At 53.5% G+C, this 21734-nt stretch carries 17 protein-coding genes; 12 read left to right on the plus strand and 5 right to left on the minus strand.

What is annotated here, in order from left to right; translation table 11 throughout:
* Nucleotides 1-71 precede the first annotated feature (71 nt).
* The 6 genes from KP806_RS19330 (at nucleotide 72) to KP806_RS19355 (ending at nucleotide 6902) form a co-directional block, all read left to right on the plus strand.
* Entirely contained in the window at nucleotides 72-437 is a 366-nt protein-coding gene (locus tag KP806_RS19330; protein WP_224725383.1) for an ArsR/SmtB family transcription factor, read from the plus strand.
* A gap of 98 nt (nucleotides 438-535) precedes the next feature.
* Complete coding sequence (locus KP806_RS19335; RefSeq protein ID WP_224725406.1) at nucleotides 536-1102, plus strand: glycerol-3-phosphate responsive antiterminator; 567 nt, start codon at nucleotides 536-538, stop codon at nucleotides 1100-1102.
* A gap of 25 nt (nucleotides 1103-1127) precedes the next feature.
* Nucleotides 1128-2621 (plus strand): glycerol kinase GlpK, encoded by a 1494-nt coding sequence (gene glpK / locus KP806_RS19340; RefSeq protein ID WP_224725384.1) that lies wholly within the window; start codon nucleotides 1128-1130, stop codon nucleotides 2619-2621.
* Between the two features lie 188 nt (nucleotides 2622-2809).
* Nucleotides 2810-4501: a glycerol-3-phosphate dehydrogenase/oxidase gene (locus tag KP806_RS19345; protein WP_397376416.1), complete on the plus strand. Its 1692-nt coding sequence runs from the start codon at nucleotides 2810-2812 to the stop codon at nucleotides 4499-4501.
* Between the two features lie 671 nt (nucleotides 4502-5172).
* Nucleotides 5173-6336, plus strand: a complete 1164-nt coding sequence (locus tag KP806_RS19350; protein WP_397376417.1) for a cation diffusion facilitator family transporter — start codon at nucleotides 5173-5175, stop codon at nucleotides 6334-6336.
* A gap of 137 nt (nucleotides 6337-6473) precedes the next feature.
* The gene (locus tag KP806_RS19355; protein WP_224725385.1) at nucleotides 6474-6902 is read left to right on the plus strand and encodes a hypothetical protein; all 429 of its coding nucleotides are present in this window, start codon (nucleotides 6474-6476) and stop codon (nucleotides 6900-6902) included.
* 60 nt (nucleotides 6903-6962) lie between these two features.
* On the opposite strand, the gene KP806_RS19360 is transcribed toward KP806_RS19355, so the two are convergent.
* Both KP806_RS19360 and KP806_RS19365 read right to left on the minus strand, forming a co-directional pair.
* The gene (locus tag KP806_RS19360; protein ID WP_224725386.1) at nucleotides 6963-8060 is read right to left on the minus strand and encodes a HupE/UreJ family protein; all 1098 of its coding nucleotides are present in this window, start codon (nucleotides 8058-8060) and stop codon (nucleotides 6963-6965) included.
* 102 nt (nucleotides 8061-8162) lie between these two features.
* A complete protein-coding gene (locus tag KP806_RS19365; protein ID WP_224725387.1) occupies nucleotides 8163-9512 on the minus strand; it encodes a purple acid phosphatase family protein in 1350 nt (449 codons plus the stop codon).
* 204 nt (nucleotides 9513-9716) lie between these two features.
* Between KP806_RS19365 and KP806_RS19370 the strand changes: the two genes are divergently transcribed.
* From KP806_RS19370 to KP806_RS19380, 3 genes are read left to right on the plus strand one after another with little or no spacing between them, the layout of a single operon-like run.
* On the plus strand, nucleotides 9717-11171 hold the full coding sequence (locus tag KP806_RS19370; RefSeq protein WP_224725388.1) for a GMC oxidoreductase: 1455 nt from the start codon (nucleotides 9717-9719) through the stop codon (nucleotides 11169-11171).
* An 8-nt stretch (nucleotides 11172-11179) separates the two neighbouring features.
* On the plus strand, nucleotides 11180-12856 hold the full coding sequence (locus KP806_RS19375) for a GMC oxidoreductase (RefSeq protein ID WP_224725389.1): 1677 nt from the start codon (nucleotides 11180-11182) through the stop codon (nucleotides 12854-12856).
* A gap of 36 nt (nucleotides 12857-12892) precedes the next feature.
* On the plus strand, nucleotides 12893-14359 hold the full coding sequence (locus tag KP806_RS19380; protein ID WP_224725408.1) for a GMC oxidoreductase: 1467 nt from the start codon (nucleotides 12893-12895) through the stop codon (nucleotides 14357-14359).
* Nucleotides 14360-14434: 75 nt separating this feature from the next.
* Here KP806_RS19380 and KP806_RS19385 read toward each other — a convergent pair whose 3' ends face one another.
* The 3 genes from KP806_RS19385 to KP806_RS19395 form a co-directional block, all read right to left on the minus strand.
* Nucleotides 14435-15556: an ABC transporter permease gene (locus tag KP806_RS19385; protein ID WP_224725390.1), complete on the minus strand. Its 1122-nt coding sequence runs from the start codon at nucleotides 15554-15556 to the stop codon at nucleotides 14435-14437.
* A complete protein-coding gene (locus KP806_RS19390) occupies nucleotides 15557-16486 on the minus strand; it encodes an ABC transporter ATP-binding protein (RefSeq protein WP_224725391.1) in 930 nt (309 codons plus the stop codon). It abuts the gene before it with no gap.
* A 123-nt stretch (nucleotides 16487-16609) separates the two neighbouring features.
* Nucleotides 16610-17476, minus strand: a complete 867-nt coding sequence (locus KP806_RS19395) for a helix-turn-helix transcriptional regulator (protein WP_224725392.1) — start codon at nucleotides 17474-17476, stop codon at nucleotides 16610-16612.
* A 236-nt stretch (nucleotides 17477-17712) separates the two neighbouring features.
* Here KP806_RS19395 and KP806_RS19400 point away from each other — a divergent pair, with 236 nt between their 5' ends.
* The 3 genes from KP806_RS19400 to KP806_RS19410 all read left to right on the plus strand — a co-directional run bounded on the left by KP806_RS19400 (nucleotide 17713) and on the right by KP806_RS19410 (nucleotide 21727).
* Complete coding sequence (locus KP806_RS19400) at nucleotides 17713-19404, plus strand: DUF4091 domain-containing protein (protein ID WP_224725393.1); 1692 nt, start codon at nucleotides 17713-17715, stop codon at nucleotides 19402-19404.
* A 12-nt stretch (nucleotides 19405-19416) separates the two neighbouring features.
* Nucleotides 19417-20382: a metallophosphoesterase family protein gene (locus tag KP806_RS19405; RefSeq protein ID WP_224725394.1), complete on the plus strand. Its 966-nt coding sequence runs from the start codon at nucleotides 19417-19419 to the stop codon at nucleotides 20380-20382.
* A 94-nt stretch (nucleotides 20383-20476) separates the two neighbouring features.
* Nucleotides 20477-21727, plus strand: coding sequence for an alpha-L-fucosidase (locus KP806_RS19410; protein ID WP_224725395.1), 1251 nt, complete (start codon nucleotides 20477-20479; stop codon nucleotides 21725-21727).
* The last annotated feature ends 7 nt before the right edge of the window (nucleotides 21728-21734 follow it).

The following is a 21734-nucleotide window of genomic DNA, read 5'->3' on the forward strand; positions in this document are numbered from 1 at the left end:
ATGTTCACCCGCCGGCCCTTATCGTGCTATAATAGGCCACATGACGGACAAATAGAGTTGGTGGGATGTCAATGGATAACCGCGTTAGCGCCGCCTGCGACGATAATTGCGCGGGCTCCGAGGCGAATATTGAGGAAGTGCGGAGCAAGCTGATCGGCGAAAACACGGCGGTCGACCTTGCGGCTCTGTTCAAGGCGCTCGGCGATCCGACGAGGGTGAAGATGATCCACGCGCTGGCGCAATCGGAGCTATGCGTGCACGATCTCACCCAGGTGCTTGCCATGGGCCAATCGGCTGTCTCCCATCAGCTGCGGCTGCTTCGGAACATGCGTATCGTGAAGCGCCGGAAGGTGGGAAAGACGGTTTTTTATTCGCTCGACGACGATCACGTGGAACAGATTTTTATGCTGACGCTCCAGCATTTGAAGCACGAATAAGGATAAAATAAGGCTACTTCGAAAGGTTGCGACCGGAGAATAGTCTTATTTGTTTGGTTAATGAAGGCTACCGGAAGGGGAGGCGTTTAGCAATGTCACTGGCATTGAACGGTCAGAAGGTGCTCCCGGCCGTGCATAAGCTCAAGGATGTGGAGGCGGTGCTGACCTCCCGGTTCACGTATATGGTGCTGCTTGGCGGACATCTGGGACAGCTGAAAAACATCGTCGATCTGGCGGACAGGCACGGCAAAAAAGTGCTGCTGCACGCAGATCTCATCGACGGTCTGAAGAACGACGAATATGCGGCGGAGTTTCTATGCCAGTCGATTCGGCCCGCGGGCATTATTTCGACCCGCGCCAGCGTGATCGGCCGGACGAAGCAGAACGGACTGATTGCGATTCAGCGCCTGTTTCTGATCGATTCCGACGCGCTGGAGCGAAGCTACACGCAGCTGGATAAAGTGCGGCCCGATTATATCGAGGTGCTGCCGGGGGTTATTCCGGATATTATCCGGGAAGTGAAGGAGCGCAGCGGCATTTCGATTATCGCCGGCGGCCTCATCCGGACGCGGGAGCATGTCAGCCAGGCGATCGAGGCGGGCGCTTCGGCTATTACGACGTCGCGGAAAGAGCTGTGGAAGGCGGAAGCGGCTCCGGGCATATAGGATTGAGGAGAGAGGGGAAACATAGATGAAGGAGACATACATGCTGGCATTAGACCAGGGAACAACAAGCACGCGGGCGCTGCTCATTGACCGCAAAGGGAAGATCGTCGATATGGCGCGCGAGGAGCTGCCGCTCGATTATCCGCACCCGGGCTGGGTGGAGGCCGACGGCGCGTTTATTTGGGAGTCGGCAAAGCGGGTGATCGCAGAAGTGCTGAAGAAGACCGGCGCGAATGCCGAGCAGATTGCGGGCATCGGCATTACGAATCAGCGCGAGACGACCGTCGTGTGGGACAAATCGAGCGGCGAGCCGATCCATAAGGCGATTGTATGGCAATCCCGGCAAACGGCCGGCATTTGCGACAAGCTGAAGGATGACGGACACGGGCAGCTTTTCCACGAAAAAACGGGGCTGCTGATCGACGCTTATTTTTCCGGTACGAAGGTCAAATGGCTGCTGGAACATGTCGAAGGCGCAAGGGAGAAAGCGGAACGGGGCGAGCTGCTGTTCGGCACGATCGATTCGTGGCTGATCTGGAAGCTGACGGGCGGAGCCGTTCATGTGACGGATGTTTCGAACGCATCGCGGACGCTCATGTTCAATATCCACGAGCGCCGCTGGGACGACGAGCTGCTGCGGATTCTGGATGTGCCGAAGGCGATGCTGCCCGAGGTCCGTTCCTCTTCGGAGGTGTACGGGCAGCTGGCTGCGGAGCTGTTCGGCTGCTGCATTCCGGTCGGCGGGGCGGCAGGAGACCAGCAGGCGGCGCTGTTCGGCCAGACGGCATTCGAGAAGGGCAGCACGAAAAACACCTATGGCACAGGCTGCTTCATGCTGATGAATACGGGCGAGAAAGCGATCGTGTCGGAAAAAGGGCTGCTCACCACCATCGCGTGGGAAGTAAACGGCAAGCTTGAATATGCGCTGGAAGGCAGTGTATTCGTAGCGGGCGCCGCTATCCAATGGCTGCGGGACGGGCTGCGGCTGATCGAATCGGCCGGAGAAACGGAAAGCTATGCGGCCGGCGTTGAATCGACGGAAGGCGTATATGTCGTGCCGGCATTCGTTGGGCTTGGGACGCCGTATTGGAACAGCGACGTCCGCGGAGCGGTGTTCGGCCTGACGCGGGGAACCTCGAAGGAGCATTTTGTGCGTGCAGTGCTGGAATCGCTCGCTTATCAGACGAAGGACGTACTGGCCGTAATGGAGGAGGAGGCGGGGCTGCCGCTGCAGTCGTTGTCCGTTGACGGCGGCGCGGTCGCGAACAACCTGCTGATGCAGTTCCAGAGCGATCTGCTTGGTGTGCCGGTCGAACGGCCGGTCGTGAACGAGTCGACGGCGCTGGGCGCCGCTTATTTGGCGGGGCTCGCCGTAGGCTTCTGGGAAAGCCGCGAACAGATTTCCGCTCTCCGGCAAATCGACCGCGTGTTTTCGCCGGCTATGGATGCCGGGCAAAGAGACGTTTTATACGCCGGCTGGCAGCGTGCGGTGAAAGCTGCCATGGCTTTTGCGCAATAAATATGGTATAGTTGATGACAAGTTAATAACGGTTGGAGATTCGGAGAAACCACGCAGGCCGCTTTCGGTCCCTTTTTGGGGGATGAGGAAGCGGTTTGAGTGGTTTTTTTGCGTGATTACGATCCCGGATGTAACCAAATGGCGAGCATCGGGCATTAATAAGAATAGAGAGCTGGGAGGCATTACGAATGACGGATAAAGGGAATGGAAAACAGACTGGGTTTGGAGCCGGCAGCCGGGCGGAGCTGCTTGGCCGCATGCAGGGCGGGCCGCTTGATGTGCTGGTGATCGGCGGGGGAATTACGGGAGCGGGCATCGCGCTTGATGCCGCATCGCGCGGGATGAAGGTCGGGCTGGTGGAGATGCAGGATTTTGCCGCGGGTACCTCCAGCCGTTCGACAAAGCTGGTTCATGGAGGACTTCGCTATTTGAAGCAGCTTGAAATCGGGGTTGTTGCAGAGGTAGGCAAGGAGCGCGCGATCGTTTACGAGAACGGGCCTCATGTGACGACGCCGGAATGGATGCTGCTGCCTCTTTACAAGGGAGGCTCTTTCGGGAAGTTTTCGACCTCGGTCGGTTTGCGGTTGTACGATTTTCTCGCCGGGGTGAAGCGGAAGGAGCGCCGCAAAATGCTAAGCTCGGCGGAAACGCTTGCCAAGGAGCCGCTGCTGAAGCGTGAAGACATGAAGGGCGGCGGCTATTATGTGGAATACCGGACGGATGATGCCCGCCTGACGATCGAAGTGATGAAGAAGGCGGTGGAAACCGGAGCGCTGGCGGTTAACTATGCGAAGGTGGAAAAGCTGCTATACGATCAAGCGGGCAAAACGGTCGGCGTTCACGTTCGCGATACGATCAGCGGTGCTGCATACGATATCAAAGCGGCGAAGGTTATTAACGCGACAGGTCCGTGGGTGGACGATATTCGGGAAATCGACGGCTCCAAAAAAGGGAAAACGCTCCGCCTGACGAAAGGCGTTCACCTCGTGTTCGACCAGGGCCGGTTCCCGCTGCGCCAGGCGGTGTATTTCGATACGCCGGACGGCCGCATGGTGTTCGCGATTCCACGCGAAGGCAAAACGTATTTCGGCACGACGGATACGAATTACAAGGGAGATACGGCAAACCCGGCGATGACGCACGAGGACAGAGCGTATTTGCTGAAGGCGGCAAACTTTATGTTTCCGGGGCTGAAGCTGACCGAGACGGACGTCGAATCGAGCTGGGCGGGGCTGAGGCCGCTCATTCAGCAGGAAGGAAAGTCCCCTTCGGAAATTTCTCGGCGCGACGAAATATTCGTATCGCAGTCCGGTCTTATATCGATTGCCGGAGGCAAGCTGACGGGCTACCGCAAAATGGCCGAAACCGTCGTCGATAAAGTAATCGAGCTGCTGTCCGGGGAGGGACGCGGCAAGCAGTATGCGGCAAGCGGAACGAAGTCGATTACGATGTCCGGCGGAGACGTTGGCGGCTCAGACGGGTTTGAAGCGTTTGTCAGCCGCAAGAGCGGCGAGGGTGCGCGATTTGGTTTTACAAGCGAGGAGGCGGCTTTTCTTGCGGGACGCTATGGCTCCAATGCAGATAGGCTGTTCGCCTTGGCGGAGGCGTGCCAATCTTGGCAGGCCGAATATGGCCTGCCGCTCTTGGCGGCCGTGCAGCTGAAGTATGCGATCGAGCAGGAGATGGCGGTGAAGCCGGTCGATTTCTTCATCCGCCGAACTGGCGATTTGTTTTTCCGTATTGCCGAGGTTCGCAAATGGAAGGAGCCGGTCATCGCCGCTATGGCGAATCAGCTTGGCTGGAGCGGGGAGCAGCGCTCGTTGTATACGGCGGATCTGGTGCGGAAGCTGGCGGAAGCGGTTCAGCCTCTTGAAGGGTAAGAAGAGGCTTGAGAAGGCAACCTATACGGAACGGCGTTTTCGTTTCGTACAGGTTGCTCTTTTTTTTGGATGAATGAATGCCGGTTGCGAGTATCCCTAAATTTGGTTTGCAAAAGCGCCGTAGGTTACATATAATACATATGAGCATGTGTTCATATATTGTATCTGGTTTTTACTGTATTTTTTGTATATAAATTAGGTGATGTACCTCAATTGCGAAAAATAGCTGGATTTGATGTAGTAAAATCAGCACTTTTTGGCGGATTGCCTCGTTTCTGCGATAATAGCTGTATCCAATCCAGTTAAGATGCGACTTTGAACAAAATGGGGAGAAATAGGAGCATCAAATACATTTAAATGTATGAAGCATGGATTACCGTCGTTTGAGCTCGGGAGAATGGGCGTGGAACAGGGAGCCGGCATATCATACTTGAAAGATGACAAGGGAAACTGACAGTGCAGCATATGTAATGAGTTTCGAAGGCCGACTGGGGGAGTGTAGGATGAGCAGTTCAGAACGCAGGAATCATACGGTTCATCAGAGGATAAGTGAAGACGAGGCCAAACTTCAAAAAGCGGACACCAGCCATGAGCGCAAGGAGCATTCGTTCGGACATGATCACGGGGAACATGTGTACGGGCAAGTTACAGGTGATTCGGCTGGGCACACTCTGGACCACACGAAAGCGTCATCAGATGGGCAAACGAGTGAACATAAATTAAATTCGTGCAAACACGACCACCAGGAGCATGATCACGACCATAAGCATGACCATAATCATGAACATTACGATCATGACCATGGTCACGACCATGGTCATAGCCATAGCCAAAGCGTCAGCCACAACCATAGTCATAACCATAACCATAACCATAACGTCAGCCACGCTCATGGCCACAATCACAGCCACGGTCATCACCATCACCATCACGGCCACAGCCATGGTCACGGTCATCACCATCACGGCCCGAACAACAAAGCAGGCCTGCTCATCGCCTTGCTCATTACGACCGGTATTATGCTGTTGGAGTTTTTCGGCGGGCTTGTGACGAATTCGCTCGCGCTGCTGTCGGATTCCGGCCATATGCTTAGCGACACAGCTGCATTGGCGCTCAGTCTTGCCGCGATGTACGTAGCGGTAAGGCCTGCCTCGAAGGTGCGGACGTACGGCTTTCACCGCTTTGAAATTTTGTCGGCATTATTGAACGGGGCTGCGTTGTTCGTCATTGCCGCCTTCATCGTAGCCGAAGCGGTGCAGCGGTTCGCGGAGCCGCCGACTGTCGCCAGCGGTTCCATGATGATCATTGCGTTCATCGGCTTGGCGGCCAATCTGACAAGCGCGTGGTTTCTCATGAGGAAGGCTGACGTCAAAGACAATCTTAACGTCCGAAGCGCATACCTGCATGTGCTGGGCGATGCACTTGGATCCGTCGGCGCGATCCTTGCGGGCGTGCTTATGTCTCTATTTTCCTGGTACATCGCGGATCCGATCATTAGCGTCGTGGTTGCGCTGCTCATCCTAAAAAGCGCATGGGGCATCATCAAATCGACGGTCCATATTCTGATGGAGGGCACTCCCCCTGGCGTCGACGCGGACCGGGTCAAAGCGGCACTGCTCCGGATCGATGGCGTTAAGGATGTGCACGATCTTCATATTTGGACCATTACTTCGGGGCTCGACGCTCTAAGCTGCCACTTGCTTGTCGAGGACCATACCGACTGCCAGCAGGTGCTGAACGAAGCGATCCGGCAAATCGCCGCCGACTTCCATATCGAGCATTCGACGATCCAGATCGAGAAGCCGGGTCTCGAGCATGCGGAGTTGAAGGTTTGAGATCGTCCGGCTCAGCCGCCTCGGACTTAAGCACCCGTTTTTCAACAATGATTCGCTCACCCAAACAAACGTAGACCGCCAACTGACTTGGTGATAATATATTCAATTGGAATATATATCATAATGAGGGAAGGTCTATGAAAATGTGGAAGACGGCAAAGGTTTTATTTTGTATGGTGCTGCTGCTGATCGTTACGGTGCAGCCGCTGGCCGCCGCAGGTAAAACGGTTAAACTGAAGGTTACCTTCGTAAGCGCCAAGCTGGTGGAAAACAATCATGTCGGCAACGAATGGTGGAGCGGAGCATATGTGAACGGGAAGGAACTGAAGGCGGGCGGATCGCTCGTTCTGACCTTGAAGCCGGCGGATTCGGTCAAGCTTAAGGCCAAGGTGTCGGAACAGGACAAATATCCCGACAACGGCGAAGCGAATGTTTCCGTTAAAGCGTCTTCCGTAATAAAAAGCATGAACAAATCGCTGAGCGTAACGGTGACCGAGAATCGGGGCAGATATTCCGGAGAAACCGCGACATGGAGTTTTTCCTTCAAGATCGAAAAGGTGAAATAAACGATAGGCTCCCTAGCTAGAAGCCGGTCCTCCCTTCAAAGGAGAACCGGCTTTTTTAAATTAAAACTCAATAACCCGCTGAACAAACCAGAAAAGGCCTACCGCGATCACAGCGGCGGAGCCGACCGAGACGGCGCGGGGATAGGTCCGGTAATTCCGGAGCAGCACCAGCAGCGGGAAAACCAAAGAAATGATGATGATTTGTCCGATTTCCACTCCTGCATTAAAAAATAGCAACGAAGATAACAAGCTTTCGCGGGGGAGCGACATATCCTGCAAAATGCCCGAAAACCCTAATCCGTGCACAAGGCCGAAAAGCAGCGTCACGATCGTACGGTGCTTCGGATTTTTGTCGAATATATTTTGAGCCGCCACAAAGACGATGCTAGCGGCAATGGCTGATTCTACCCATCGGCCAGGCACTTGGACCACCCCGAAGGTGGCCAATCCCAGTGTTACGCTATGCCCGAGCGTGAACGCCGTAACCACTTCAACGACACCGGCCAGGTTTCTGGCAGCCGGGAGCAGGCAAAGCAGGAATAGGATATGATCGTACCCGGTAAAAATATGCTCCGTACCGAGGAGAATAAACTGCCACGCCTGACGCACCCAATTGCGTTCGCCTACCGCCAGTTCCTGGTTCGTAATGCTGAAGATAAACTCCTGATCCCCTTGTGGTCCGCTAATTTGAGCGATATTTGTATGGGACTTGTTTACGTCTTTGATAAATAGATCATAGCTGATCCGGGTGGAATCGCCTTCTCCGGAGTAAACCAATTGAAATCTGGCCAACGGCATCCCGTCAACCCTCTCGACGCTTGTGCCGACAAGCTCAGGCTCGGTTGGCACCTCGTCACGATATATTTTAACCCCTGATGCTACATAATCGAACAGCGGCTCCGTTCTGTCGTCAAGCGCTCGTTGAAGTTCTTCAACGGACGTTGAAGACATCAAATCAACGGGCAGCGGAACTACGCTCGCAAGATCGTTAAAGTCCAGGAGCAGCTCTGCATATACCTCATTTGGTTCAATCTGCACATCCAAGTATCCGTTGTCCATCGCATGCGCGCTTACGGGCTGGGGGAACGGCATAAAAATCGGGCCCGTCAGCGCAAGAGCTGTAAACAAAGCGCAAATGAATATTCTGATCCGTTTCATAGTCGAATCCTTTCTTGTCTATCTATTCTTAATGCTTTGCGCAAAACAATAGAGATGGAGAGTGCCGTCTCCATCTCTATGCTTTCGCTTTTTAGACGAAAATTAGTTTTTCTTTTCAATCATCTGCTTTTTACCGTTAGGAAGCTTGACGATCTCGAACTCGTCGAATTGTTTGCCGGTTGCCGTCCGTGCATCGTACCGGAGAACATCACCTTCGACATGAATCAGCTGGTACAGCTGGGTATTTGCGATGGCTTTGTCCACCTGGGCACCGTTCTTATCCCAGACTTCCGAAGAGGATTCGTACATTTTCGGACCGGAAACCGAGTTCACGAATACCGTAGTGCTGTCAGGATCGACCACCTTCTGGCCGGACTTTTGGTTCACAACCTGGCCGCGCGCATACGTGTGATCGTGACCTTGGAGCACCAGATCCACGTTATATTTTTGAATGATCGGAAGCAGCTTGTTCCGGACTTCCGCGTTATCGCGTCCCTCTGCGCTGGAGAAGACCGGATGGTGGAACGTGAGAACCGTCCATTCGTTCGGATTGTTTTCCAACGTTTTATCCAGCCATGCTACTTGCTTGTCCAGGTTTACGCCTCTGAGGTTCGTGTCGAGCGAGACAATGCGCATGCCTTGGTAGTCAACGTAATACACATTCTCTTTGAATACGGCTTCATCCGGGCCGTTTTCCGGAAGTGCAAACGTCGGGCGCCAGTAAGGAGTGAGGCCGGCAGGAGTACTGCTCGAGATTCTGGCATATTCGTGGTTGCCCGGAGTTGGGATGCTCGGCACCATGCCGTTCAGCCATCCGCCTGCTTTAAACCACTCGCCCCATTGATCGTCCGCGTCGCCATGATTGATCAGGTCGCCGGCATGGACGATAAAGCTCGCGTCAGGCAGGTCGGAGTAAGCGTTGCGGATGACGCGGGACCAGTGCTCCAAAATATCGTTCTGAGCATCGCCTACGTACAGGAACGAGAATGGTTTTGCTTGGTCGGACGCGGTGGTAAATTCGAACCACTCGCTCCAGTTAACCCCGTCGCCTACGCGATACAGGTAGGTTGTTTCAGGTGTAAGATTTTCGAAGTTGACCGAATGATATTTCTGCGAGTAGCCCAGGTATGTAGCAACTTCGGAAGTGCTCTCGGCTGGAACGGTCATTGCAGTATCCTCAAAATCGGAATTGTCGGTTGCCACTGCGATTTGGGCTTGAGGCGTGTTGACGTTAACATCCGTACGCCAGGTTACAGCTTGAGTCGTCGCCGTATCCCCTTCCCACGTCAGGACGACCCTGTCGGGTAGAAGGGACGGTTTATGGATTTCTGCAGTCGGCATCTTCGTTGCTAATTGCTCTGCCACAACATTGACGGCTGGAACGGCCACAATAGCGGCAGACAGCAGAAGGCTTGTACGAACCCACCGCTTGTCAGTCCATTTTTTGAACATGATTAACTTCCTCTCCGAGATAGGATTTGTTTACTAGGTTCATCCTACTAGGAGAGTGTTAGACGAGGGTAAACTTGATGTTATAAATTTATTGAGCACAGCTAAAAGTAGGGCACGGGAATATGCCAGATTAATCTACTTCATAATTGACCTGTATTTTTCATAAATATATTTTCAAGAGTAATCGGGATGGGGGAGATATCCATGATCAAATCGGCCAATGAAAACATGGATGATTGGATTCCTCTGAGTACGGCCCGGAACATGTCGCAAACCGAATATGATGTGATCATTGTCGGCAGCGGAGCAGGAGGCGGGGCGGCGCTCTGGAGATTGTGCCAGCAGTGGAAAAACAGCGGCCGGCGCATCGGACTGATCGAATCGGGCCCGCTTTTATTACCGACACACGGACGAAATATGGCGACCATGAATGAGGAGCGATTCACCAAGTATTTTGAAAATCCGTTGCATACCGAATATATCGGAAAGTCATGGCCGGAATATCCAGGCGCCAAAATGATAAAAGCGCTTGGGGGAAGAACGCTTCAATGGTATATGGTATCCCCCCGATTAAATCCGGAAGACTTCCACACCTGGCCGATTACGTACGACGAGCTTGTTCCTTATTATTTAACAGCCGAACAAATGATGAACGTAACTTCCAAATATGCTGCGGGCTCGTCCATCCAGCAAATTTTACTGGAACGTCTCCGTTCTAACGGATTCCCGGGCGCAACCGATACTCCCCTGGCGGCCGACCTGGAACCTACCCGTTTTGGACGCGTTCACTCGAATGTTTTCTTCAGCTCGATTGATTTTTTGGCCTATGCGTTGAATACGAGACCTTTCGATTTGGCTGTCCGGACGCAGGCTGTTCGAGTGCTGATCGACAAAGGAAAAACCGCCGGCGTCGAAGTGATGACCCCTGATTTTAAAACCCATTCGATTCGTGCCAAAACGGTTATCCTTTCCTGCGGGACATGGGAGACGCCGCGGCTGCTTCTTCATTCCGGCATTCCCGGGCGGGCTATCGGCCATTATTTGACCAATCACATGAAGGTGTTTGCGGATGTTAAGGGAGCCCGGAGCCAATTCGGCGAAGCAGCGGGCGTCGCCAGCCTTTGGGTCCCGGTACCGGGAAACAAATGGGGGATTTTGTATGGCTTCGGAACGAGCCCTTTTGATTATTTTTGGTATGCCTATGAACAGAAACCGCTGCTGAGTGAGCTGAAATTCAGAATGGTCAGTGCAGGACCGGTGGAGCAGCGCTATGAGAACCATGTGTTTCTCGAGCCTGGCACGGAAGACGAATATGGCATCCCGCGACTTCAGGTCAGCTTCTCTCACAGCAATCAGGACCGGGCCAGAATTCCTGAATTATTCCGAACGATGCGTGCCGCGGTTCATGGCATGGGGCTGGATTTCGATAAGGAGCCATGGTTAATCGAGCCCGGGGAGGATAATCATGAATGCGGTACTTGCCGAATAGGGCTTGATCCCGATACTTCCGCAACTAATCCGTATGGTCAAATCCATGGCATTCCAGGTTTGTATGTGGCCGATTCCAGCGTTATCCGTCTAACCGGGCCGGCTAATCCGATGCTGACGACTGTCGCTTTAGCGCTTCGGACAGCAGATTATATAAGCCAAACGGTGTAAAGGAGTGTATGTGTCTGAGAATTTACGTGGCCGGGTACGGCGATACGCTTAGATCTATTGCCTCCAAGCACGAAACCGATGTACATGCTTTGCTAGCATTAAATTCGCGGATTACGGACCCCGATCAATGGATTGACGGGACACACGTTCGGCTTCCGGCCCGGGCGAACGCGCCTCGCCGGCAGCTGCCGCTGCCTCTTTGTCCAGTGCCGGACACGGAATATCCCGAGCATTGGATTCCGTTAACCTCTCTGGAGGATATGGCTCAAACAGAGTACGACGTTTTGATCGTCGGCACCGGTGCGGGCGGCGGAGCCGCTGTCTGGAGGTTAAGCGAACAATGGGGAGAGAACGAGAAAAGAATCGGCGTTGTGGAAGCCGGCGATCTTGTTCTGCCGACACACGGCCAGAATATCCCGACCTTCAATACCGCCCGCTTCGAACAATTTTGGCATAATCCGTTATTTTTAAAGAAAATTCCGATTGCGGGCTCATTTTCTGGTCCTGAAGCATCTTTGGTCGATGGTTACTTTAGCGAATTTATCGCTTTGGGCGGACAGTCGCTAATATGGGCAACGACCAGCCCGCGCATGGACGATTCCGTTTTGCTTCACTTCCCGGTGCCTGCTCAGGAAATGGCCCGATATTACGATATCGCGGAACAAACCATGAGCGTCAATGCGATGTATGCCCGGGAATCGCAGCTGCAGGATATTCTTTTGCACCGGCTGGAGAAGCAGGGCTTCCCCGATGCCGCGGATCTTCCGATGGCCGTTGATTTGAATAGAAGCGATTACGGGTTAGTCCATTCCAATGTGTTTTTCAGCTCGCTTCATTTCCTGGCGATGGCGATGAACAGGCGGCAGATTGATTTGGCCGTGAACGCTCGTGCGGTCCGGGTGGAAGTTGAGAAGGAAAGGGCCGTCGGCGTTCAGGTGATGTCGGCGGATAAACAGCTGCATTTGATTAAAGCCAAAACCGTTATTTTGGCGGCAGGCACCTTTGAAACTCCGCGGATTTTGCTTTCTTCGGATATCGAAGGCCGGGCGATCGGACATTATCTTGTTCATCATTCCATGCTTTCAGCAGCAGGTACCGTAAGCCGGAAGGAGTTCCCGGAAAATCTGGGAGTGGCGGGTATTTTAATTCCAAGTGCTAATTCAAGACCTTATCAAATTAAAATTCAAGGACCGGGCAGCTACTTCTGGTATCAATTTAAAGAAGTGCCTTTGCGGGAGCATTGGGACATTTATTTGCACGCTACGGGCCAGGTACAGCCGCGATACGAAAATCGGGTGATGCTGGATCGGTCAAAAACAGACGAGTTCGGTTTGCCCGGGCTTCTCGTTCAATTTTCTTACAGCCGGGAAGATACAGCCGTCATTCTTCAAATGAGCCAAGGAATACAGTATGCCGCATCGGCAATGAAAACAGCTGTAACGGTAAACGGCGGAAAGTTGCCCTACGGATTTCCAGGGCAGGAATTCCACAGCATGGGCACCTGCAGAATGGGCTTTGACCCGGATACATCGGGAACGGATCCATACGGACGTGTTCATGGCGTGTCCGGCCTCTACGTGGCCGATAACAGCATCCTTCCTGCAAGCGGAGGGACCAGTCCGACACTCACCACGGTTGCGCTCGCAATCCGGACGGCAGACGATATCGTGGAAAAAATGGACTAAATTCCGGAACATCAAGGGGGGAAGAGCTTGGACTTCATGAACTCCTGGATCAGGCATATCAGCCTGGAGGAAATGTCCCAAAACGACTATGACATTCTAATTGTAGGTACAGGAGCGGGGGGCGGCACCGTTCTTTGGCGGTTATGCGAGCGATTGGCGAAAGAGCGAATACGGATCGGGATCGTCGAAGCGGGAGATTTGGTTGTGCCGACGCACACCCAGAACTTGCCGACTGTGAATGTAGACGATGTAGTCTTTATGTGGAGAAGTCCGAAATATGTGAAGCATTACCGGACAAACTATGCCTCGAATGATGCGGCTCCGATTCCGATCGATTTTCACCAGCCGGTTATTTTTGGCGGGGGAATGGTCCATTGGGGCCACAGCTGCGTGCGCATGGATCCGGTCGACCTGGCGGAATGGCCGGTCCCGATCGGGGATATGGACTTTTATTATAAAACAGCGGAACGGATGATGAACGTCACGCGTCGGGTTGCCGCCGGTTCGTCGATTCAGGAAGTTATTCTTCAGCGTCTTCGGGAGAACGGGTTCCCTGAGGCCACCGATACCCCAACGGCCGTCGACTTCACGGCGACCCAACACGGACGGATTAATTCCAGCTTTTTCTTCAGCTCCATTTTGCTTATCGCAAGAGCTTTAAATGTGAAGCCGTTTGATCTGGCGGTCAATGCCCGGACTACCCGGGTGCTTGTTGAGAATGGGCATGTGTCCGGCATCGAAGCGATCTCCAGGGACAAAAAGCCGTATATGCTCAGGGCCAAGACGGTTGTGCTGTCGGCGGGTACGTTCGGAAATCCACCTATTTTGCTCCAGTCCGGAGTCGGCGGGAGAGCTGTCGGCCATTATTTGGCCAATCATTCTACCGTCGATTCCTTCTTGAAGATTCGGCGGTCCGAATTTGCAGAAGTTTCCGGCATCCTTAGGGTGTTAATTCCCCGTTCAGCGGATCGTCCGTTTCAGTTTCAGCTTGTGACAGGGGACTACTACCAGCCGTTTAAAGCGAAGCCGTTAAGCGAGGAATGGGAAATCTGGTTGGGGGCTTACGGAAAGGTTCAATCCAGATATGAGAATAAAGTTGCCCTTGACCCGGTGAGAAGGGATGAATACGGGCTTCCCGAGGTTCAAATTTCTTTCTCCTACAGTGAAGAAGATTTGGAGATTATCCGGCAAATGGCCGCTTTGTCCAGGCTTGCGGCATCCGCAATGAGTCTGCCGGTTCCGGGGGAGGGAGAAGTATGCTTGAGGATTCCCGGACGGGAGTTCCATGAAACGGGGACATGCCGGATGGGCGAAAATCCGGAGACGTCCGTGACCGGCCGTTATGGCCAGGTTCATGGCGTTTCAGGACTTTTTGTCGCCGATAACAGCGTTCTCCCCACATCCGGCACAGCCAATCCGACCTTATCCACAATCGCTCTTGCCATCCGTACGTCGGATTATATTTCCGAACAATTGAAGTCGAGCTTGAAAAAGCAATTTTAGGCATGTTCCATCAAAATAAAACGCCGGCAGCCAGGGCTTGATTTTTGCCCAAGGCTGCCGGCGTTTCGTCTGTGCCTATCTCGTCGCGGCGATCGATTTCGATTTGTACACCTGCGAGCCGACGAGGAAGGCGACGACGCCCCACAGCAGCATGATGCCGATGCCGATCCAGAAGCTCGCCGACGCGACGCCCGATGCGTAGATCAGCCCGTCTCGCATGCCGTCGACGAAGTAGGTCAGCGGCAGCACCTTCGGAACCGTCTGCAGCCAGGCCGGCAGCGTTTCGATCGGGAAGAACACCCCGCTTAGGAACATCATGAGCATGCTTGCGATATTGGCCATGCCCATGTAAGCTTCCATCGTCTTGCTCAGGGAGGAGAACAGGTAGCCCATCGCATTAAAGACGAGACCGCCGGCCACGAAAGCGACGACAAGGCTGAATACGTTAATGTGCAGATTGGCGCCGAAGCCGAGCACGCCGATCAGCGTTAAAATAACGATTTGAATAATGCCGAGCAGCAGCCGCACCAGCATGCCCGCCAGGCCGTAGAGCCCCATGTTGGCAGGCGTCATGCGAAGCCGTTTCATGAGCCCCCGCTTGCGCATATCGACGAGCTCGACCATGCCGAACAGTCCGCCTTGCGCGACCGAGAGGCCGATCATGCCTGTCAGCAGAAAATCCGCATATTTCAAATCGTCCGCGCCCGAGGACACCGATTCCGTCGTCAGGCTGAACGCCGGCTCCGCCCCGGCCGCGGCCAGATTCGCCTGCTGCACGAATTTGTCCAGGATGCCGGATATCGCCTGGGCCGAAGCGCCCTGCTCATTTTCCTTGTTGAAGATGACCTGCAGCGCGGCGCCGCTTTCCGAATCGGGAAGAACGATGAGCGCATCAATGTCCTTTTGCTCGACCCATTCGGCGCCCTGCTCCTTGCTGACCGGCTGCTCCTCCTTGAATTCGAACACCGGGATTTGCTTCAGCTGCTCCAGCATCATCGCGGAGGAGGCATTCGGCTGCGGATCGGCGACGGCGACCGTTGCCTTGAATTCGCTGCTCGAGCTTCCCCCGAAAATGATCATGAACAGCACCATCAGAATCACCGGGAAAAAAATATTCCAAAACCAGACCTGCTTTTCGCGGAACATCATTTTGATCTGAGCGACGAACATGTTGGAGAATTGCTTGGAATGATTCATCTAATCCCTCCATTCCTTGCCCGTGAAGGCAATGAACACATCTTCCAGACTCATTTCGCGGATGGAAATTTGCTCGACCCGGTAGCCTTTGTCCTTCGTAAAGCCGAACAGCTCATACAGCGTATCCTCGGGCTGCGTCGACCATAGCTTCAGCGAGGAGCCGTCCCGCTCCGTTCTTACGACGGAGGCATGCATCTGCGCCACCTTCTCCGTCTCGATCGCCGCCGCCTCTCCATCAAGCAGGGCAAGCCGCACCTCGCGTTCCTTCGTCAGCCGTTCAATGAGCGCCGCCGGCGTATCCAGCGTGACGACCTTGCTGGAATCGACGATACAGACGCGGTCGCTCAGCTTCTCGGCTTCCTCCATATAGTGGGTGGTGAGGATCGTCGTTTTGCCAAGCTCCTTCAGCTTCAGAATGATGTCCCAAATGTTCCGGCGGGCCTGCGGATCGAGTCCGGTCGTCGGCTCGTCGAGAAAAATCATCGTCGGATCGTTGATCATCGCAAGGCCGATGGCAAGCCGCTGCTTTTGACCGCCGGACAGCTTCTTCACATGCTTATCCCGCTGATCGGTCAGGTTAATCATTTCGAGCACCTCGGCGGTCGGGCGGGATTTGGGGTAAAAGGTGGCGAACAAATCGAGGTTTTCCTCGACGGTCAGCAGGTCGAACAAAGCGCTCGATTGCGGCTGCACGCCGATCGTGACTTTGATCTGCTCGCTGTTCTTCGCCCAGGTAAGCGGACCGAAGCCGATCGTGCCTCCGTCGGGCGTCACGAGACCTTCAATCATCTCGAGCGTCGTCGTTTTGCCGGCGCCGTTCGGTCCGATAATGGTGAACACCTCCCCGGCCTCGACCGAGAAGCTGATATCTTCGACTGCGGTAACCGGGCCGAACGATTTCTGCAAGCCGCGAACTTCCAATACGGGCATTAGAGTACCTCCCAAATCAGATTTTCTCCATTTTATACCGGAAAAGTAAGGGGAGGGAGGGTCCGGAGCATGCTTTTTGCTCGGTCTGGAGGAGGAGGTTAACACAAGAATAAACAGAAGCTTCTACTCCAGAAAGACGGTGTGGAACGGGTAATCCATCTTACGGCTTCGATATTCGCGCGGAGATAATCCGAGGTATTGGCGGAAAACTTTGCCAAAATAGCTTGGACTATCGAATCCGCACAGCTTTCCAACCTCATTAACGCTGACAGCCGTGATCCGCAGCATGGTTACGGCGGCCTCGATTCTTCTCCGGCGCAAAAATTCCAGAGGGGAAATCAGCTCCTTCTTCTGAAATAAACGGCAAAGATAGGCTCGGGATATACCGCAGTGGGAGGCAATATCCTCCAATGAAAGATTTAATGTATAATTTTCCTTCATAAAGTTTTTGGCCTTTCGAATCAACGGGTGTGACTCCTGGTCCGGGGCATAGGCGATATCGGGAGCCAGCATCGTCAGCAAGAAATGATAAAGCAGGGATGAAAGAGCAGCGGGATCGGATACACGATCCTCCGATATCGCTCTGTAAAGCTCCCAGAATCTAAATATCGGCAAAGATTTGGGCTGGAGAGTTAGAATGTGGCCGTATCTTTCAAGGATTCGGTCCCACATTCGCAGCGCATCTTCCCCTTTGGCGTTTAGCCAAATAAATTCCCAAGGTTCTCCGGTCTCATTGGTGTAGTAGTAGCGATGCGAGCTTGGAATTTTCACCAGAAAAGCAGTACCTGCACGCAAAGGGTAGGTATGTCCATCCAGGTCAAGCTTGCCTTCTCCGCTTAACGTATACTGAAAGATCACATGACCGTTATCGGTTCTGGTTAGTCCGTCATTCCCGTATTTTTCCGAGTTTGTGGACTGCCAGCCGATTGAGTCGAGAAGCATATAGGGAATGGGTTCGGTATACCGAAACGCAAAGGCGCCGTGATTCATTTGGATACCTCCTAATATCAATCCTGTATTGTAAATTGTATCATAAACAGGCGGAGCATAAGCGAATGTTTGGAAATGCCGAATCCATTAGAGGTAAATATCGTAATAGTTTGGCTAACAAATTCAGATTGTTGACGTATTTTTGCTTTGTTAGAATGGAGCCATAAACAATCGTTTTCTACGAAATGGCCTGTTGGTTTCTGGAAACGAAATCGATCGACAGAGGAGTTGGCACGGTGACAAAATTGCCTCTCATATTCGAAACACGCTGTGTAAGCTCGCTGAGTAAAGTATTCGCCGATACGGAGCTTCAAGACTCTGCCGTATGCGAAGGGACGGCGCTTTGGAAGGAGACTTATTCTTTCCAAGTCGCTTACCGTTCCTCCAGATTAATCAAGCCTCTCCAGATCAAGGTGGATTCCCGGCTCTTGCCCTATCTTTCTATCCGGACGGTCGGGTTATCGCCTTCGGAGCTGCCGGTTTACAGCAATCCGGACTCCGGTTATCTGCGAACGGCGCCGGGCTTATATCCGGATCCGTTATATCCGCTTTCGGAGGGACTTCGTGCCATGCCCGGCCAATGGAGAGCAGTATGGGTTACCATATCCTTGCCTTCTAAGGCAGACTTCGATTCGGCAATAATAGGTCCAAGCTCATTGTTTACGATCGATCTGCAGTTTTCAGACGCAGACGGGAACCTCTTGGGCGAGGAACATTTTACTTTGGAGGTCATGCCGGCGGAGCTGCCTGAGCAAAAATTGCTTCACACGGAATGGTTTCATTGCGACTGTATTGCGACGCATTACGGCTGCGAGGTATTTAGCGAAGAGCATTGGCAGCTCATTGACCGTTACATACGCAATGCGGCAGACCATGGGGTCAATATGCTGCTTACCCCTCTGTTTACCCCGCCGCTCGATACGGCTGTGGGAGGGGAGCGTCTGACGGTCCAGTTAGTCGGCGTTGAGCAAACAGGCGATAATCAATATCGTTTCGACTTCAGCAGGCTGGAGCGTTGGGTTGCCATGTGCAAGGACCTGGGCATCCGGTATTTTGAGTTTTCCCACCTGTTCACGCAATGGGGCGCGCAGCATGCGCCGAAGATCATGGCCGCTGTGGAAGGCGAGGAGAAACGGATCTTCGGATGGGAAACGGAAGCGGCAGGCGAACCGTATCGGCAATTTCTGGACCAATTCCTGCCTGAACTCGTGCGTTTTATCCGCTCCCGCGGCTTGGAGAAGCAAGTGTATTTCCATGTCTCGGATGAACCGGTTACGCATCAACTGGACAGCTATAAGCAGGCAAGCGATATTTTAAAAAGCCACTTATCCGATTTCGCGTTCCTGGAGGCGCTTTCGGATTACGAATTTTACGAGCATGGCCTTGTTCCGGTCCCGATTCCCTCCAACGATCATATCGAGCCCTTTCTCGAACATGGCGTCGAGCCTTTATGGACCTACTATTGCTGCGGTCAGCATCGGGAGGTTTCCAACCGGTTTTTCAGCATGCCGTCCTCGCGAAACCGGGTATTGGGCGTACAGCTGTATAAATTCGGCATCCAGGGGTTTCTGCACTGGGGCTATAATTTCTGGTACTCGCAATATGCGACGAGAGCGATCGATCCTTTCCGGGTCACCGACGCGGATTGCGCCTTTGCATCCGGGGATCCGTTCGTCGTTTATCCCGGGCAGGACGGACCGATTGATTCGATTCGATGGGAGGTATTCCGTGAGGCGCTGCAGGATTTGCGCGCATTGGAATTGTTTGAATCTCTGGCGGGAAGAACGAAGGCGATGGCGCTGCTGGAAGAGAATCTGAAGGATGGATTGACCTTCAAGACATACCCTTCAGATCCTGGCTGGCTGCTTCATACCCGGGAGAGGATCAATCGAGCGATAAAGGCAATGTCAGTGCCGGTAACCGGATGAGGAGAGGGACGGATGGGGAAAACGATGAAGTTTCGTGATGACGGCACATTTGTCATCGTTCAATTTTCCGATGTGGAGTTTATTGACGAAGAGGACCACAACCCGGAAACCCGCCAGCAAAATCTGATGACGAGGGCTGCGATGGAAGGTGTCATCGAGCACGAAAAGCCCGACCTGATCGTATTTGCGGGGGATGTTACCGCAAGCGCAAGGGGAAAGGATCCCATCCAATCCTTTCGGATGGCGGTAGCCGCAGCGGAAGAGCGCCGTATCCCTTGGGCAGCGGTTTTCGGAAATCATGATTCAGAGGGAAGCGTGCCGCGTAAACGGATGCATGAAGAACAATTGGCTTATGAATACTGTGTCGCCGAGGCGGATCCGCCTCACGTCAGCGGTGCAGGAAACTATATCGTGACACTGCGGGGCCGGAACGACAAACCTGCCGCGGCGCTGTATTTTCTCGACAGCGGAGATTATTCGCCGATCGCTTCGCTCGGCGGTTACGACTGGATCCGCAGAGATCAGATCGAATGGTATGTCGCCGAATCCCGGAAAATGACAGAGACGAACGGCGGTAAACCTTTGCCGGCTCTCGCTTTCTTTCACATTCCGTTACCGGAATATTTCGAGGTTTGGAATAATCACGTATGTCATGGGCATTGCAAGGATCCGATCAGCTCGCCTCAAATCAATTCAGGATTTTTCGCCGCAATGGTGGAAATGGGAGACGTCATGGGAACGTTCGCCGGCCATGATCATGCTAACGATTTCTGCGGGATGCTTCACGGTATCCGTCTCTGTTACGGCCGTTCCACTCGATATGTAAGCTATGTAGACGGCATCCGGAAGGATTGGTTTCCGACAGGAGCAAGGGTTATCCGTTTGCAAGCCGGCGAACGCGATTTCCACACCTGGATACGTCAGAATGACGGCACGGTTGCCGTACTTCCCGAACATCGGCCTGGGTTGACCGGTTAAGGCGATAGATGCAGGAGGCCGAAAAAAGTTTAGTGATCTTGATAGCGCTTCCTCCAAAGATGGAGGCAACTTATTCGATGAGAGGAGAAACAGGATGAATCATAATACGAAACTCGCACAGCCTACGCCTCAGCAGATGGCATGGCAGGATTTGGAGCTGGGTATGTTCTTTCATTTTGGCATTAATACCTTTTGCGATCAGGAATGGGGGGAAGGGACGGATTCGCCGCAACTGTTCAATCCGAAGGAGCTTGATGTCCGCCAATGGATACGCACGGCTAAGGAAGCCGGCTTTAAATATGTGATCTTGACGGCAAAGCATCATGACGGTTTCTGTCTATGGCCGACGAATACGACCGATTATTCCGTGAAGTCAAGCCCTTGGAAAGATGGAAAGGGCGACGTCGTCCGCGAGGTGGCAGATGCTTGCCGTGAAGAGGACATACTGCTCGGACTCTATGTATCGCCTTGGGACCGGAATGCTCTTTGCTACGGCGATCCGGATGCCTATGACGACTTTTATGCCGAACAATTAACCGAATTGCTGACGGGATATGGTCCGCTGGTTGAAGTCTGGTTCGACGGGGCGGGGTCGGAAGGGCGAAAGTATGACTGGGCGCGCATTATTGGGCTGGTGAAACGCCATCAACCGGATGCGATGATCTTTAACATGGGAGCGCCTACGATTCGCTGGGTCGGCAATGAGGATGGCGTCGCTCCGTACCCGTGCTGGAATACCGCTGAAAGCGCCAGAGTCAGCATGTTCACAAGCGACATGAATACTTGGATGGAAGAGACGCCCGCATGGGTCCCCGCCGAATGCGACGTGCCTATCCGCAAGCGTCATTGGTTCTGGCATCCGAATGATGAACAGAGCCTGCATTCGCTCGAGCATCTATTGGACTTGTATTACCGTTCCGTCGGTCACGGCACGACGCTGCTGCTGAATGTGTCTCCGGATAATCGGGGACTGCTGCCGGAGGCAGATGTAAGCCGGGTGCTGGAATTAGGCGCGGAGATTCGGCACCGATTCGGCAATCCATTGTCCGAGACGCGGGGCAGCGGCAATGAGATCATACTTGAATGCGGGAAAGAACAAGAGATCGATCATGTCGTGACGATGGAAGACATTGCTTATGGCGAGCGGGTCAGGCATTACATCGTCGAAGCCGAGATGGCCGGCGATTGGGCACCTGTTGCCGGGGGCAGCGCAATTGGACATAAGAAGATCGACCGTATCGAACCGCCTGTCCGTACGAGCCGAATCAGACTGCGCGTATTGGAGTCAGTTGAATCTCCGGAGATTCGTTCGCTGTCGGTCTTCGGTCCTTTAGGCCGAGTGTAGAACCATA

The sequence above is a fragment of the Paenibacillus vietnamensis genome, assembly GCF_020169515.1.
Classification (GTDB): domain Bacteria; phylum Bacillota; class Bacilli; order Paenibacillales; family Paenibacillaceae; genus Pristimantibacillus; species Pristimantibacillus vietnamensis.

Bases quoted from the DNA above. Each gene is read 5' to 3' on its own strand.
- KP806_RS19330 (WP_224725383.1), top strand. From the start codon at position 72: ATGGATAACCGCGTTAGCGCCGCCTGCGACGATAATTGCGCGGGCTCC.
- glpK (WP_224725384.1), top strand. From the start codon at position 1,128: ATGAAGGAGACATACATGCTGGCATTAGACCAGGGAACAACAAGCACG.
- KP806_RS19345 (WP_397376416.1), top strand. From the start codon at position 2,810: ATGACGGATAAAGGGAATGGAAAACAGACTGGGTTTGGAGCCGGCAGC.
- KP806_RS19355 (WP_224725385.1), top strand. From the start codon at position 6,474: ATGAAAATGTGGAAGACGGCAAAGGTTTTATTTTGTATGGTGCTGCTG.
- KP806_RS19360 (WP_224725386.1), bottom strand. From the start codon at position 8,060: ATGAAACGGATCAGAATATTCATTTGCGCTTTGTTTACAGCTCTTGCG.
- KP806_RS19365 (WP_224725387.1), bottom strand. From the start codon at position 9,512: ATGTTCAAAAAATGGACTGACAAGCGGTGGGTTCGTACAAGCCTTCTG.
- KP806_RS19370 (WP_224725388.1), top strand. From the start codon at position 9,717: ATGATCAAATCGGCCAATGAAAACATGGATGATTGGATTCCTCTGAGT.
- KP806_RS19375 (WP_224725389.1), top strand. From the start codon at position 11,180: ATGTGTCTGAGAATTTACGTGGCCGGGTACGGCGATACGCTTAGATCT.
- KP806_RS19380 (WP_224725408.1), top strand. From the start codon at position 12,893: ATGAACTCCTGGATCAGGCATATCAGCCTGGAGGAAATGTCCCAAAAC.
- KP806_RS19385 (WP_224725390.1), bottom strand. From the start codon at position 15,556: ATGAATCATTCCAAGCAATTCTCCAACATGTTCGTCGCTCAGATCAAA.
- KP806_RS19390 (WP_224725391.1), bottom strand. From the start codon at position 16,486: ATGCCCGTATTGGAAGTTCGCGGCTTGCAGAAATCGTTCGGCCCGGTT.
- KP806_RS19395 (WP_224725392.1), bottom strand. From the start codon at position 17,476: ATGAATCACGGCGCCTTTGCGTTTCGGTATACCGAACCCATTCCCTAT.
- KP806_RS19405 (WP_224725394.1), top strand. From the start codon at position 19,417: ATGGGGAAAACGATGAAGTTTCGTGATGACGGCACATTTGTCATCGTT.
- KP806_RS19410 (WP_224725395.1), top strand. From the start codon at position 20,477: ATGAATCATAATACGAAACTCGCACAGCCTACGCCTCAGCAGATGGCA.